At 65.3% G+C, this 14,829-nt stretch carries 15 protein-coding genes; 8 read left to right on the plus strand and 7 right to left on the minus strand.

Annotated features, from left to right (window positions below; all coding sequences use genetic code 11):
* Positions 1 to 20: 20 nt before the first annotated feature.
* From AC2YJX_RS21045 to rfbF, 7 genes are read right to left on the minus strand one after another with little or no spacing between them, the layout of a single operon-like run.
* Positions 21 to 800: a cephalosporin hydroxylase family protein gene (locus tag AC2YJX_RS21045; protein ID WP_487257183.1), complete on the minus strand. Its 780-nt coding sequence runs from the start codon at positions 798 to 800 to the stop codon at positions 21 to 23.
* On the minus strand, positions 787 to 1,641 hold the full coding sequence (locus tag AC2YJX_RS21050; RefSeq protein WP_487257184.1) for an NAD-dependent epimerase/dehydratase family protein: 855 nt from the start codon (positions 1,639 to 1,641) through the stop codon (positions 787 to 789). Before AC2YJX_RS21050 ends, AC2YJX_RS21045 begins: the two co-directional genes overlap by 14 nt.
* Entirely contained in the window at positions 1,638 to 2,126 is a 489-nt protein-coding gene (locus AC2YJX_RS21055) for an acyltransferase (protein WP_487257185.1), read from the minus strand. The genes AC2YJX_RS21050 and AC2YJX_RS21055 overlap by 4 nt, the downstream gene beginning before the upstream one ends.
* Positions 2,127 to 3,368, minus strand: a complete 1,242-nt coding sequence (locus AC2YJX_RS21060; protein WP_487257186.1) for a class I SAM-dependent methyltransferase — start codon at positions 3,366 to 3,368, stop codon at positions 2,127 to 2,129.
* On the minus strand, positions 3,365 to 3,925 hold the full coding sequence (locus tag AC2YJX_RS21065; RefSeq protein WP_487257187.1) for a dTDP-4-dehydrorhamnose 3,5-epimerase family protein: 561 nt from the start codon (positions 3,923 to 3,925) through the stop codon (positions 3,365 to 3,367). Before AC2YJX_RS21065 ends, AC2YJX_RS21060 begins: the two co-directional genes overlap by 4 nt.
* Positions 3,922 to 4,989 carry a CDP-glucose 4,6-dehydratase gene (rfbG, locus tag AC2YJX_RS21070; protein ID WP_487257188.1) on the minus strand — a complete coding sequence of 356 codons (1,068 nt, stop codon included), beginning with the start codon at positions 4,987 to 4,989 and terminating at the stop codon, positions 3,922 to 3,924. Before rfbG ends, AC2YJX_RS21065 begins: the two co-directional genes overlap by 4 nt.
* Positions 4,990 to 4,995: 6 nt before the next feature.
* On the minus strand, positions 4,996 to 5,766 hold the full coding sequence (rfbF, locus tag AC2YJX_RS21075; RefSeq protein WP_487257189.1) for a glucose-1-phosphate cytidylyltransferase: 771 nt from the start codon (positions 5,764 to 5,766) through the stop codon (positions 4,996 to 4,998).
* Between the two features lie 396 nt (positions 5,767 to 6,162).
* Here rfbF and motA point away from each other — a divergent pair, with 396 nt between their 5' ends.
* The 8 genes from motA (at position 6,163) to AC2YJX_RS21115 (ending at position 14,817) form a co-directional block, all read left to right on the plus strand.
* Positions 6,163 to 7,023, plus strand: coding sequence for a flagellar motor stator protein MotA (motA, locus tag AC2YJX_RS21080; RefSeq protein WP_055398297.1), 861 nt, complete (start codon positions 6,163 to 6,165; stop codon positions 7,021 to 7,023).
* 30 nt (positions 7,024 to 7,053) lie between these two features.
* A complete protein-coding gene (gene motB / locus AC2YJX_RS21085; protein WP_055398298.1) occupies positions 7,054 to 7,986 on the plus strand; it encodes a flagellar motor protein MotB in 933 nt (310 codons plus the stop codon).
* A gap of 72 nt (positions 7,987 to 8,058) precedes the next feature.
* Entirely contained in the window at positions 8,059 to 8,445 is a 387-nt protein-coding gene (gene cheY / locus AC2YJX_RS21090; RefSeq protein WP_010466076.1) for a chemotaxis response regulator CheY, read from the plus strand.
* A 4-nt stretch (positions 8,446 to 8,449) separates the two neighbouring features.
* Positions 8,450 to 9,070 carry a protein phosphatase CheZ gene (locus AC2YJX_RS21095; protein ID WP_055398299.1) on the plus strand — a complete coding sequence of 207 codons (621 nt, stop codon included), beginning with the start codon at positions 8,450 to 8,452 and terminating at the stop codon, positions 9,068 to 9,070.
* 231 nt (positions 9,071 to 9,301) lie between these two features.
* Positions 9,302 to 10,456 (plus strand): EscU/YscU/HrcU family type III secretion system export apparatus switch protein, encoded by a 1,155-nt coding sequence (locus tag AC2YJX_RS21100; protein ID WP_228898963.1) that lies wholly within the window; start codon positions 9,302 to 9,304, stop codon positions 10,454 to 10,456.
* Entirely contained in the window at positions 10,453 to 12,534 is a 2,082-nt protein-coding gene (flhA, locus tag AC2YJX_RS21105; RefSeq protein ID WP_121421290.1) for a flagellar biosynthesis protein FlhA, read from the plus strand. Before AC2YJX_RS21100 ends, flhA begins: the two co-directional genes overlap by 4 nt.
* Entirely contained in the window at positions 12,531 to 14,027 is a 1,497-nt protein-coding gene (flhF, locus tag AC2YJX_RS21110) for a flagellar biosynthesis GTPase FlhF (RefSeq protein WP_218301573.1), read from the plus strand. The genes flhA and flhF overlap by 4 nt, the downstream gene beginning before the upstream one ends.
* Positions 14,020 to 14,817 carry a hypothetical protein gene (locus AC2YJX_RS21115; RefSeq protein ID WP_121421292.1) on the plus strand — a complete coding sequence of 266 codons (798 nt, stop codon included), beginning with the start codon at positions 14,020 to 14,022 and terminating at the stop codon, positions 14,815 to 14,817. Before flhF ends, AC2YJX_RS21115 begins: the two co-directional genes overlap by 8 nt.
* The last annotated feature ends 12 nt before the right edge of the window (positions 14,818 to 14,829 follow it).

The following is a 14,829-nucleotide window of genomic DNA, read 5'->3' on the forward strand; positions in this document are numbered from 1 at the left end:
CCCCATATTTTCTGCGCCCATCACCCCTTGCGTCGCAGAAACCCGTGCGGCGCCACCGTGACCTGCAGGCGCTGCTCCATCTCGGCATCCACTTCGAACTCGGCGTGCCCGACCAGCCACTGGTGCACCGCCGTCTTGGGGTTGTTGCCCACGTCCCAGGGTCGGTCGGCAAAGAACTTCGGCGGCATGTCTTCCACAAAGGTGTCGAACACCACGCAGTAGCTGCCGGGCGTCACCAAGGGCGCGTAGGCGTTGAGCTCGCCCAGCACATGGTCGTGCGTGTGCATGGAGTCCAGGCACACCAGCACACGCTGGTAGCCCTGGGCAAAGTCGCGCACCTGCTGCACCACCTCGGGCGCCACGGCCGATCCCTGAATCATCGCGATGCGGCTGGCCATGGGGTGGGATTCGATGGCAGCGCGGTTGTGGGTGCGGATGTCGATGTCTACGCCCAGCACCTTGCGGCGCGAGGCGCGCGGGTCCATCGTGGTGCCCGCCTCGATGGCGTCGCTCATGTCGAGCAGCGCCAGCAGCGAGGCGCTGAGCACCAGCGATCCGCCGTGGGCGATGCCGGTCTCGATGATCAGATCGGGCCGCACGCGCCACACCAGCTCCTGCATGGCCACCATGTCCTGCGGGTACTGGATGATGGGCCGCCCCATCCAGTCGAAGTTGTAGACGTACTGCCGCTGCATCGAAGCCTGCAGCCAGTCGCGCGACAGGGTCTGGAACGCGGTGTCCTGGGCATAGCCCGCAAGGCGGTCGCGGCGTTCCTGGGCAAATTGGTCAACGGGGTTCATGGCGGGGTACTCCAACAAGGTCGTTCGACGGCAGAAAGGGCAAGAGGTCATCGGCCAGCACGGCGCGGGGCTCCACGCCCCATTCACCCTGCAGGCGCTGCACATTGATGGGGGGAAACGCCTGCAGCGGTGCCTGGGCATCCACCTCCACGGTACAGCCCGTGCGCGCCTGCAACCAGGCCAGCCACTGGGCATGGAGGGTCTGTCGGCCGCTGGCCACGTTGTAGGTGGCAGCGCGGCCCGCCAGCGCAATGCGCGGCAGCCAGTCCAGCAGGTCGCCCACATGCACATAGTCCTTGGCGGACTGCGGATCGGAGCGCAGCACGATGCGGCCCGCCCGGGCCTGGCCCACTAGGTCGGCCACCAGGTTGCCGGAGGCCGCGTCCATGCCCGGTCCGACCACGTTGGACAGGCGCGCCACGCGCACCCCGGGGCGCCCGCAGGCATGGCACAGCGATTCGCCGGTGAGCTTGGTGAGGTTGTACAGGTATGACGGGTCGCCCGGCAGCACGGACAGCGGGGCGTCCTCGTGCGTGGAGGCCGCCCCCATGTAGACGCGGGTGGATGACAGGTAAAGCAGCGAATCGAACTGCGCGCACCGCAGCACCTCGGCCAGCAGGCCCACATGGGCGTCCACGGTGTCGAACGGGCGCGTGCGGAAGTCGGCGGTGAGCCCCACGCAATAGATCACATGGCCCAGCGGGCGGGTGAACACCTCGGCATCGCCGCGCGGTGGCGCCCACACGGTGTGGCCCTGGGCCCGCAGGTGCGCCACCAGGCGGCTGCCGATGTAGCCCGAGGCGCCCAGCACCGTAAACGTCGAAGGGGGCAGGTCCGTCACCGGCGCTCCCCCACGGCCGCCAGCGGCTGGCCCGCATACACGGTGTACGCCAGCAACTCACCGCGCACGATGGAGCCCGCGCCCACCACGCAGCCGCGCCGCAGCACTGCGCCGTCCAGCAGCACGCAGTTGGCGCCGATCCATACGTCGTCCTCGATCACGATGCCGCCCTTGCTGGGCAGAAAACCCTGCTCGCGGATCAAGCGGCTGCGGTCGGCATAGGCATGGTTGACCGGCGCAAAGGTGCAGTTGGCGGCAATCGCCACGTAATTACCGATGTGGATGCCGTTGCCGGTGTAGAGCACGCAGCCCGCGTTGATGACCACATGCTCACCCACCACCAGGTCGCCGCTGCCGCCCGCAGGCTTGACCTTGACGAAGCTGTCGATCACCGAATGCGCGCCCACCACGATGCGCGTTCCGCGCACCGAGTCTTCGATATCGGCCAGGTGCGAGAGCTTCGCGGTGGGATGGATCTCGATCACCTAGAACACCTCCAGCCGGGGCACGGCCACCACCATCTGCGCGCCCCAGCTGCGCGTGTAGTCGAGTTGCTCGGCCACCTCGCTGCGCAGGTTCCAGGGCAGGATCAGGATGCGCTGGGGCTTGTGGGCGCGCAGGTGCGCCTCGCTCACGACCGGGATGTGGCTGCCGGGCAGGGATTGCCCCTGCTTGGCAGGGTTCTTGTCCACCACATAGGGCAGCAAATCGGGCCGCACGCCTGCAAAGTTGAGCAGTGTGTTGCCTTTGGCCGCCGCGCCGTAGGCGCCCACGGTGACTCCCTCGGCCTGGCATTGCAGCAAAAACGTGAGCAGCTCGCGCTTGACCCTTGTGGCCTGGGCCTGGAAGTCGCTGTAAAAACCGGCACCCAGCATGCCCGCCGCTGTCTCGTTGGCCAGCAGTTGCTGCACGCGGGTGGTGCCTTCAGCCGTTACCTGGAGGTGGCCCACGGTATCGGCGCGGGCGGCAAACACCCGCAGGCTGCCGCCGTGGGTGGGCAGCTCCTGCACATCGATCACCACCAAGCCGTTGGCCGCAAAAATGCGCTGCACTGCCGTGAGCGACAAATACGAGTAGTGCTCGTGGTACGCCGTGTCGAACTGGCAACCCTGCACCATGCGCAGCAGGTGCGGAAACTCGAACGTCGCCACGCCGTGGGGCTTGAGCAGCCGCGTGAAGCCGCCCACAAAATCGTTGATGTCGGGCACATGGGCCAGCACGTTGTTGGCGGCGATCAGGTCGGCCTGGCGGTCGGCAGCGGCCAGCTCGTCGGCCAGCGCCACGCCAAAGAAGCGATCCACCACCGCTATGCCCTTGGCGCGGGCCGCCGCCGCCGTGCTGGCGGTGGGCTCCACGCCGTAGCAAGGAATGCCAGCCGCCTGCACATACTGCAGCAGGTAGCCGTCGTTGGACGCGACCTCGACCACGCGGCTGGCGGCGGTGAGGCCCAGGCGCTCACGCATCGCCTCGACATAGGCCTGGGCATGGGCCAGCCACGACGAGGAGAACGAACTGAAATACGCGTAGTCGTCGGTGAACAGCGCCTCGCGCCCGGCGTGGTCTTCGGTCTGCACCAGCCAGCAGGTTTCGCACACCAAGAGGCGCAGGGGGAACCAGGTTTCGGGCGCGCGCAACGCGGCCTCGCTCAGGTAGGCATTGGACGGGGGCGCGCTGCCCAGGTCCAGGAACGGCAGTCGCAGCGGGTTGCCGCAGTGTCGGCACTTCACAGGCGCACTCCTTCGAATTCTTCGGTCATCCCGGGCTGGCCTGCGTCGCGGGGCGACATTTGCCCCACCGGCAGGGGCCAAGCCACGGCCAGGCGCGGGTCCAGCGGGTGCAGCCCCGCTTCGGCGGCAGGCGCATAGGCCGCAGAGTGGCAATACAGCAGCTCGGCATGGTCGGTCAGCGCCTGGAAGCCGTGGGCAAAACCGGGCGGCATCAGCAGCGCGTTGCCGTTGTCTGCGGATAAATGCTCGGCATGCCACTGCAAAAAGGTGGGCGAGCCCTGGCGCAGGTCCACGGCCACATCCCAGACCTCGCCACGCAGGCAGGTCACCAATTTCATCTCGGCGTGCGGCGGCTTTTGGTAGTGCATGCCACGCACGGAGCCTTGGAGGGCTGTGTAGCTCTGGTTGATCTGGGCGATGGGCGCCGTCCAGCCCGCGCCCGCTAATTCCTCGGCGCAGAACAGGCGCGCAAAAAAGCCGCGCTCGTCCACCAGCGGCTGGCGCTGAACACGGAAAAGCCCAGCCAGCGGCAGTGGCGCCAGGGCCAGTCGGCTCATGGGCGCGCCTCCCAGGCGTCGATGTCGGCCAGGCACAGCGCGCGAGCGTCGGCGCCACCGTGTTGCTGGCGGTACCAGTTCATGGTGCGGGCCACAGCGGTATTCAGCGACCAGTGCGGGGCCACGCCCAGCACCTGGCGGGCATGGGCGGTTTCGAGCGCGAGCCAGCCGGCTTCGTGCGGGCCTTCGCTCTCGTTTTCATAGCTGGTAGCGCTTGCTGGATAGGCGGTGGAGGCCAATTCAATGACATTTTTGACCGTGGCCGCCTCGTGGGGCAGCGGGCCAAAGTTGTAGGCACCGGCCAAGGCGGGAGATTCCCACAGGCGCTGGGCCAGACGCAGGTAGGCGGCCAGCGGCTCCAGCACATGCTGCCAGGGGCGCGTGGCCTGGGGGCGGCGGATGTGCAAGGTTGCACCCTTTTCCCAGGCGCGCACGGCGTCGGGCAGCAGGCGGTCTTGGGCCCAGTCGCCGCCGCCGATCACGTTGCCCGCGCGGGCGGTGGCCACGGCGATGCCCTGTGCGGCCAGGAACGAATCGCGGTAGCTGGCGGTGACCAGCTCGGTGGCGGCCTTGCTGGCGCTGTAGGGGTCGTGCCCGCCCAGGGCGTCGTCCTCGCGGTAGGGGTAGGCCCATTCGCGGTTGCGGTAGACCTTGTCGGTGGTGACCACCACGGCCACGCGCACGCCAGCCAGCCCGCGCAGGGCATCGAGCAAATGCGCCGTGCCCATCACGTTGGTGGAAAAGGTATCCAGCGGCGCTGCATAGCCGGGCCGCACCAGCGCCTGCGCGGCCAAGTGCAGCACCACCTCGGGCCGGGCGGCGCGCACACGCATGGCCAGGGCCTGGGGGCTGCGGATGTCGCAAAAATGGCTTTCGATGCCCGGGCCGCCCTGCCCCAGCTGGGCCAGGGTGAACAGGTTGGGGTCGGTGGCAGGGGGCAGCGCCACGCCGGTCACCTGCGCGCCCAGGCGCTGCAGCCACAGGGCCAGCCAGGCACCTTTGAAGCCGGTGTGGCCAGTGAGCAACACGCGCTTGCCGCGCCAGAAGTCGGGATCAGGGCGCATCGTGGTTTACCAGCACTTCCAGGGCGCGCGGCCCGATTGCCACAGGTCTTCGAGAAGGTTCTTCTCGCGCAGCGTGTCCATCGGCTGCCAGAAGCCCGTGTGTTCAAAGGCGCGCAGCTGGCCGCTGGTGGCCAGGCGGGCCATGGGTTCCAGCTCCCAGCTGGTGGCGTCGCCGTCGATGTAGTCGATGACCTCGGGCTGCAGCACAAAAAAGCCGCCGTTGATCCAGCCGCCGTCGCCACGCGGTTTTTCCTCGAACCCAGCCACGGTGTCGCCGTCACGCACCAGCGCGCCGTAGCGCCCCGGGGGCTGCACGGCCGTCACCGTGGCTTGGCGGCCATGGGCGCGGTGGAAGGCAAACTGCGCGGTCATGTCCAGGTCGGCCACGCCGTCGCCATAGGTAAAGCAGAAGGGCTCGCCTTCGGGCAGGTATTCCTGCACCCTGCGCAGGCGCCCGCCCGTCATGGTGCTTTCGCCGGTGTCCACCAGCGTCACGCGCCAAGGCTCGGCGTGGCGGTGGTGAACTTCCATGCGGTTGTTGGCCATGTCAAAGGTCACGTCCGACATGTGCAGGAAGTAGTTGGCGAAATACTCTTTGATCACGTAGCCCCGGTAGCCCAGGCAGATGATGAAATCGTTGACGCCATGGGCGGCGTACATCTTCATGATGTGCCAAAGGATGGGCCGCCCACCGATCTCGATCATGGGCTTGGGACGCAGGTGCGACTCTTCCGAGATGCGGGTTCCCAGCCCCCCCGCGAGCAGTACGGCTTTCATGCCCGCAGCATAGTGCAGCCCCTGCGCCACCAAAAGGCCCTGTCACTGTGGAAATACGGGCCAAATGCAGGGATTGGCACCGCGCGCCGATGGAGAGGGGTGCAAACAATTGGAATATCGCTATATTTTATATAGCAACAAACCTTCTACCACCAAGCGACAGAGGCTTTTTTTTACATAACCCGCGCCCCAGGACAACCGTCAAAACTCCGGCAAAAGAGGCAAAGGTGTGGCGCTGGCGCCATTTCCCGAAGAAGGCCTGTGTTGATGGCGCTCTTGAGTGCATTCCACACTCATCAATCCGATACATTTACAGTAACCTTCGGTAAGCCGCGTTGCCAGCGGCTCCGCCCGCCCACTTGTTTAGCCCCGGCTGCCGCCCAACACGTCTACAGCATGTTCGTCATCATTGGTTACGTTGTCTGCCTAGGCTGCATCTTCGGCGTGTACATCGTGCACGGGGGGAACATCAGTGTGATCCTGAAGGCCCTCCCCTTCGAGATCGTCACCATTCTGGGCGGCGCACTGGGCGCCTTCGTGGTGAACAACCAACCCAAGGTGATCAAGGCCACCCTGGCGGCCATTCCGATGGCACTCAAGGGCTCCAAGTACACCAAGGCCCGTTACATGGAGCTGATGGCCATGCTCTATGACATCCTGCAAAAGGCCCGCAAGGAAGGGCTGATGGCCATCGAAAAGGATGTGGAAGCGCCCCACGAGTCCGAGATCTTCAAGAAGTACCCCACCGTGGGCAGCGACCACCATGTGATCGAGTTCACCACCGACTACCTGCGCATGATGGTGTCGGGCAACCTCAACTCCCACGAGATCGAAGCGCTGATGGACAGCGAGATCGACACCCACCACCAGGAAGCCCACGCCCCCGTGGCCGCGCTGGCCCGCCTGGCCGGTGCCCTGCCTGCCTTCGGGATCGTGGCCGCCGTGCTGGGCGTGGTGAACACCATGGGCTCGGTGGGCCAGCCGCCCTCGGTGCTGGGCGGCATGATCGGCTCGGCGCTGGTGGGCACGTTCCTCGGGATTCTGCTGGCCTACGGTGTGGTCGAACCCCTGGGCGGCCTGGTCGAGCAAAAGACTGAAGACGCTGCCAAGGAATTGCAGTGCATCAAGTCCACCCTGCTAGCCAGCATGCAGGGCTACAACCCCGCCACGGCCATCGAATTTGGCCGCAAGGTGCTTTTCTCCAGCGTCCGCCCCAGCTTTACCGAGCTGGAGGGGCATGTGAAAGGCAAGAAGTAGCGACGTCCGCGCCGCGAAACCCCAAACGCCATGGCAGAAAAAAAACTCCAACCCATCATCATCAAGCGCATCAAGAAAGGCGGTCATGCGGTGCATGGCGGCGCCTGGAAGATCGCTTATGCCGACTTCGTGACGGCGATGATGGCGTTCTTCCTGCTGATGTGGCTGCTGGGCTCCACGGCCAAGGGCGAACTGCAGGGGATCGCCGCGTATTTCGCGTCGCCGCTCAAGGTGGCCATGACTGGCGGCGACGGCGCGGGCAACAGCTCCAGTGTGATTCCGGGCGGGGGCAACGATCTCTCGAAGGTGCACGGACAAGTGCGGCGCTCTGACGTGGAAGAGGCCAAGCAGCGCCGCATGAGCATTGATGCCGCCCGCGCCGAGCGCGCCAAGCAGGACCTGGACCGCATCAAGGCCCTGGAGGCCAAGATCGACGCGCTCATCACCGAAAACCCGCGCCTGAACGAGTACAAGTCGCAGATCCGCATCGACATCACCCCCGACGGCCTGCAGATCCAGATCATCGACGACCAGAACCGCCCCATGTTCGACAGCGGCAGCGCGTTGGTGAAACCCTACATGCGCGACATCCTGCGCGAGATCGGGGCAGCGCTGGGCGGGGTGGAAAACCGCATCAGCCTGGCCGGGCACACCGACGCCGTGCCTTACGGAAACAGCGACCGGGGCTACAGCAACTGGGAGCTGTCGGCCGACCGCGCCAATGCCTCACGCCGCGAGTTGGTGTCGGCCGGCATGCCAGACGCTAAACTGGGACGTGTGGTGGGCTTGGCGGCCAGCGATCTGCTGGAGCCAAACAACCCGCGCGCACCCGCCAACCGGCGCATCACCATCACGGTGCTGACCCGCGAGGCCGAAGAACGACTCATGGGCAAAGGGATTCCCGAAATCACTTCCACAGAACTGCTGAATGAAAAGCGGGAAAATCCCCCCCCAAGCAGGTAACAGTTACGACTTGTCACCAAACCTGCCACCCATGACAATGCCCACAGTAATTCTCGACCGAAAGGGTCCCAAGTGACCACAGCCCTTCGTTTTTTGATCGTTGACGACTTCTCCACCATGCGGCGCATCGTGCGCAATCTGCTCAAGGAAAGCGGCTTTGCCGATGCCGACGAGGCCGAAGATGGCGTGGCCGCCCTGAACAAGCTGCGCAACAGCAAGTTCGACTTCGTGGTGACGGACATCAACATGCCCAACATGAACGGTTTTCAGCTGCTGGCTGAAATCAAGAAGGACGACAAGCTCAAGCACTTGCCCGTCCTCATGGTCACAGCCGAAGCCCGCAAGGAAGACATCGTGGCAGCCGCCCAGGGTGGCGCAGCGGGTTACATCGTCAAACCCTTCACCAAGGCCACGCTGGAAGAAAAAGTGACCTTGATCCTGAAAAAGATGGGGCTATGACACCATGGACGACACACCGGACAACAGCCAGCCGCCTGCCGATGTACACCACAAGATTGGCCAGCTGACGCGCCAGCTGCACGACTCGCTCAACGAACTGGGCTATGCCGACAAACTGCGCGGCTCCATGGGCGAACTGCCCGACGCGCAAAGCCGCCTGTCCTACATCGCGCGGTTGACGGGGGAAGCGGCCGAGAAGGTGCTCAACCGCGTCGAACAGGCCAAAGCCCAGCATGACTACATCGCGGCGGAAACGCGCCGGGTCGTCAACTCGCTGGTGGCCGACCCGGTGGCGGCCGTGGCCAAGGGCGAGATCTTCAACTTCCTGACCGATGTGGAGCGCGTGACCAAGGAAGCCGACACGCACCTCACCGAAATCATGATGGCACAGGACTTTCACGACCTCACGGGGCAGGTGATTGCCCGCGTGGTCAACCTGGCGGCCACCATTGAAGACCAGCTGGTCCAGCTGTTGATTCAAACGGCCCCACCCAACGCACAGGTGCCCGTCGAGCCACCCCGCCCTCAGCATCTGCAGGGCCCCGTGGTGGACCCCGAGCACACCCCCGACGTGGTCACCGACCAGTCCCAGGTGGACGACCTGCTGGCCAGCCTCGGGTTCTGAGCCCGTCCGGGGCTTTTTGCGGTCAAAATGGCTGCTAGCGCTTGTCCATCAAGCGCTAGCAGCTATCTTTTTTAGTATTCCATCCCGGCACCACCCACCCTTTGTCGGGTGAGGCCACGCAGGCAAGGCCCCTTCGGCCCGCATGGAAAAGAGGGGGCTGCAGCCCCCTTATCCAGCTTTAGATTTCCGGGCTGCTCACGACAATGGCATGACACCAGCCGTCATGCCACCATGGAATCCAGCCAAGAAAAAAGCCTACCCGCGTCAGAGCGCAAGCTGCAGAAAACGCGCGAAGACGGCCAGGGAGCACGCTCGCGCGATCTCTCCCACCTGGCGATTCTGGGTGCCGGGGCCGCCTGCCTGCTGGTGCTGGCGCCCCAGCTGATGGACCACATGCAGCGGGCCATGAGCCAGCAACTGGCGTTTGACGCCGCCACCGTCATGGCGCCAGGCACCATGCTCAAGCGCCTGCAGGACATGGTGGTGGTGGGCCTGGTGGCCAGTGCAGTGTTTGCCATCCTCACCAGCGCCGCCGCCCTGATCAGCGCCATTGGCGCTGGCGGCTGGATCCTGAGCCTCAAGCCCATCACGCCGCAGTTCAACCGGCTCAACCCGATCTCGGGCCTGGCCAACCTGTTCTCCAAGCAGCAGATGGCCAACGTGGCCAAGATGGTGCTGATGACCGCGATCCTGAGCTATGTGGCCTGGAAGTTCATGGGCAACAGCATCGACACCGTGGCCATGCTAGTGCTGCAGCCCTCCCCCATGGCCATTCGCCAGCTGGCTGACTGGCTGACTTCGGGCATGAGCCTGCTGCTGCTGGTCGTGTTCCTGGCCGCGCTGGTGGACGTGCCGCTGCAGGCCTACTTCTTCAAGTCGCGCCTGAAGATGTCGCACGAGGAAGTCAAGCAAGAGCACAAGGAATCCGACGGCAACCCCCACACCAAGGGCCGCATCCGCCAGAAGCAGCGCGAGATTGCCGACCGCGCCAGCGTGGGCGCAGTTCCCAAGGCCGATTTCGTGGTGATGAACCCCACCCACTATGCGGTGGCACTCAAGTACGACGAAAAGACCATGAGTGCCCCCCAAGTGATATCGCGCGGCACCGACCTCATCGCTCTCAAGATCCGCGACGTGGCCAAGGCGCACGACGTGCCCGTGCTGCAGTCGCCCATGCTGGCCCGGGCGTTGTATGCGCATGCCGAACTGGACCAGGCCATTCCCGCCACGCTCTACACCGCCGTGGCCCAGGTGCTGGCCTATGTCTACCGCCTCAAGGCCGCCCTGCGTGGCGAAGGCCGCATGCCCGACAGCCTGGTGGAGCCCTTCGTTCCGCCTGAACTTGATCCGCTGAACCGCACTCCCGTGCAAGGCGCCGCCGTATGAACACCTCAGTAACGTCTCTTCGACAATGGGCGGGCACCAATGCAGGCGCCCTGCAGGGCCTGTCGGCACCACTGCTGGTGGTGGCGATCCTGGCGCTCATGGTGTTGCCCATCCCGCCCTGGCTGCTCGACGCGTTTTTCACGCTCAACATCGCCGTGGCCCTGATGGTGATGATGGTGGCGGCCTACATGCTGCGGCCGCTCGATTTCGCAGCCTTCCCCTCGGTGCTGCTGCTAACCACCCTCATGCGCCTGTCGCTGAACGTGGCCTCCACGCGCGTGGTGCTGCTCGAAGGCCACACCGGCCCCGGCGCCGCCGGTGCGGTGATCGAGGCCTTTGGTCACTTCTTGATCGGCGGCAACTTTGCCGTGGGGCTGATCGTGTTCGCCATCCTGGTGGTGATCAACTTTGTGGTGATCACCAAGGGCGCCGAGCGCATTGCAGAAGTGTCGGCACGCTTTACCCTGGACGCCATGCCCGGCAAGCAGATGGCCGTGGACGCCGACCTGAACGCGGGCCTGATCGACGAAAAAGAAGCCAAGCGCCGCCGCGCCGAAGTGGCGGAAGAAGCCAACTTCTTTGGCTCCATGGACGGTGCCTCCAAGTTCGTGCGCGGCGATGCGGTCGCCGGCATCCTGATTTTGCTCATCAACATCATCGGTGGCTTTGCCATCGGGGTTTTGCAGCACGACCTCTCGGCCAAGCAGGCGGCTGATAGCTACATCCTGCTGGCCATTGGTGATGCGCTGGTGGCACAGATTCCTGGGCTGCTGATCTCGGTGGCTGCGGCCATGGTGATCTCGCGCGTGGGCAAGGACCATGACATGGGCCGCCAGATCGTGCAGCAGCTCTTCATGTCGCCCCGCGTGCTGGGCGTGACCGCCGGCATCCTGCTGCTGCTGGGCGTGATCCCCGGCATGCCCCACATGGTGTTCCTGACCATGGGTGGCCTCTTGGGCTACGCCGCCTGGGTGCTGTACGAACGCCAGAAAGTGCCGCCCGAAGTCGAAGCACCGCCCGCCCCGGTCAGCGATGGCGAAGCCACCTGGGACGACCTGCAACCCATAGACCTGCTGGGCCTGGAGCTGGGCTACCGCCTGATCAGCCTGGTGGACAAGAGCCGCCAGGGCGACCTGCTCACCCGCATCAAGGGCGTGCGCCGCAAGTTTGCGCAGGAGGTGGGCTTCCTGCCCCCCGCCGTGCACGTGCGCGACAACCTCGAACTCAAGCCCAGCGGCTACCGCATCACGCTGCGTGGCGTGGTGGTGGGCGAAGGCGAGGCCTTCCCTGGCATGTTCCTGGCCATCAACCCCGGCGGTATCACCACGCCCCTGATTGGCACCCCCACCACCGACCCCGCTTTTGGCCTGCCAGCCCACTGGATCGACGAACGGCAGAAGGAAGCCGCACAAATGGCGGGTTTTACCGTCGTTGATTCCGAAACCGTGATGGCCACCCATTTGTCACACTTGATGCAAGTGCAAGCCGCCAAGCTTCTGAGTCGCACAGAAACCCAGCAACTGGTGGAGCACGTGGCCAAGCTGGCCCCCAAGCTCATCGAAGAAGTGGTCCCCAAAATGGTCTCTATCGCAACGTTCCAGAAGGTCCTCCAGCTGCTGCTGGAAGAGTCTGTGCACATCCGCGATATCCGGACCATCATCGAAACGCTGGCCGAGCACGCTGGTGGCATCACAGACCCGGTCGAGCTGGCCCGCCGCGTGCGCATTGCGCTGTCGCCCGCCATCGTCCAGCAGATTTACGGCCCCACCCGCGAACTCAACGTCATTGCCATCGAGCCGGGCCTGGAACGCCTGCTGGTGCAAGCCCTGGGCAACGCAGCAGGACCGGCTCTGGACCCCGGCGTGGCCGACATCCTCACGCAAAAGGCCGCCGAGGTGGCCCTCAAGCAGGAAGAGATGGGCCTGCCAGCCTGCCTGCTGGTTCCCGACCAGATCCGCAACGCCATCTCCCGCCTGGTGCGCCGTGTGGCGCCCCGGCTGCAGGTGCTTGCGCACAGTGAAATTCCAGAGACCCACACCATCCGCATTGGGCCGATCCTTAGAGGTGCATCAGCATGAACATCAAACGCTTTACCGCCCCCACCTCCCGCGAGGCATTGGCCAAGGCGCGCATGGCCTTTGGAGAGGGCACCCTCATCCTGTCCAACCGCCCCACGGCCAACGGCGTCGAGGTTGTGGCCACGGCCGAAGACACGCTGTCGGCCCTGGATGGAAGTGCAGGCGCGTCCAGCAACCCGCCCTTGCTGGCCCCCACACCGGCGCGCAGCGCCCCCCAGCGCGCCAGCCAGGCCGCCGCAGTCAGCACCCTGGGCCGCAACGCAGTCGAGGAAGACACCGAGCAGCTGGCGATGAGCACGCTGTCGTTCCAGGACTACGTGCGCGAGCGCATGCTGCGCCGCCGCCACGAGGCGCTCAACGGCCCGGCCGAACCACAAACCTTGTCGGAGCGCAGCCGCGACCAGGAGCCCGAGCGCGAACGCATGCCAGCACCCGCCGTGGTGCGCCACAACCCGCTGCGCAGCATCCCCATGGACATTCCACCGGAGCCTCCACGCCGCCGGCAGGAAGCCGCCAGCGCCCACCTGGCCCAGTCGAACAACAACCAGCAAAGCGTGATGAATGAACTCCATGCCATGAGGGAGTTGATCGAAGACCGCTTTAACACCATGGCCTGGCTAGGCCAGGCGCGCCAGAACCCGATCCAGTCCAACCTCATGCTCAAGATGATCCGTGCAGGCTACTCTCCATCTTTGGCCCGCGCCGTGCTCGAGCGCATGCCCGAAGACCTGTCGGCCGCCGAGTCGGTGCGCTGGCTGATGGAAGTGCTGGAGCGCAACCTCAAGACCGATCTGGCCGAGCCTCCGCTGTATGAGCAAGGCGGCATCTTCGCGATGGTGGGATCCACCGGCGTGGGCAAGACCACGACCACGGCCAAGCTGGCCGCGCTGTGTGCGCGCATCCATGGCCCGGGCAGCGTGGGCCTGATCACGCTGGACACCTACCGCGTGGGCGCGCACGAGCAGTTGCGCAGCTACGGCCGCATGCTGGGCATCGTGGCCCATCTGGCGCACGACCGCGCCGCGCTGCAAGACCTGCTGGGCCTGCTCAGCGGCAAGAAGATGGTGCTGATCGACACCACCGGTGTGGCCCCCCGCGACCCGCGCAAGCGCGACATGCTGGACGTGCTGGATCTGCCCCACGTCAACCGCCTGCTGGTGCTCAACGCGGGCTGCCATGGCGACACGCTCGATGACGTGCTCACTGCATTCAAGACCGAAGGTTCCCAGCAAGCCATCTTGTCCAAGGTGGACGAGGCCGTGAAGCTGGGCCCCGCCATCGACGCACTGATCCGCCACCAGATGGTGCTGCGCGGCGTGACCAACGGCCAGCGTGTGCCGGAAGACTGGGAACGTGCCGATGCGCACAAGCTCATCAGCACCTCCATGCGCGCGCCTGCCAAGTCGGCCTTCGACCCCAAGGCGACCGACCTGAATTTCTTCTTCTCGCATTCGCCCGACACCATGAACGAACGGGGGCTGGTCGATGCTTGATATCGCCTTTCATCAGGCAGCCGGCCTGCACAGCTTCACTCCGCAGTCAGAGCTGCGCGTGGTGGCTGTTGCCAGCCAGGACAACGCGGGCACCGGGCTGGAGACGCTCTGGCAGATCTGCGCCAGCCTGCAGCGCCTGGGCTACCCGGTCGTGGTGCTCGACGGCACAGCGCAGGAGACGGATGAGTACCCGGGTTTGCTGCACCTGCTGCAACAAGCGCCGTGGAACGAGGGCGTCAGCCTCAACATGGGGGCCATGGCCTCATCGCTGGCAGTGATTCCCGCAGCCAAAGGCCTGCAGCGCATCAGCCGCGAGGCCAGCCGCAACGAGACCGCACCCCTGCCCTGTCTGCTGCCCTATTTCCGAACCTACGGGCTGATCGTGCTGCACGCGCCTGCGGCCACGCTGGGGCCGCTGCTGACGCACACCGCCACCGTACCGCTGGTGGTGATGGGCGACGGCTCGGCTGGTGTGCTGACCAGTTACAAGAGCCTCAAACAGATCGCGGTGCACACAGGACTGCCCTGTATGGTGGCGGCTTTGCTGCGCGGCACCACGCCCGCAGAACGGCGCAAGACCCAGCATGCACTGATGACCTTGCAGGACTGCGCGGAACGCCATCTGGGCGGCCCCGTCCGCACGACCACCATCGCCACACAGAACCCTCAGGACCTCCAGCGCCTGGCCTTGCAACTGCTGGAAAATGCGGGCACTATCAGTGAGTCGCTGACAGCGCTGCCACCCAGCAACTTGGCAGCCATGCCTGCGCATTTTGTCCGGAGCCATTGATCTGATTTGTCC

This window comes from Acidovorax sp. SRI_002, from assembly GCF_057586455.1.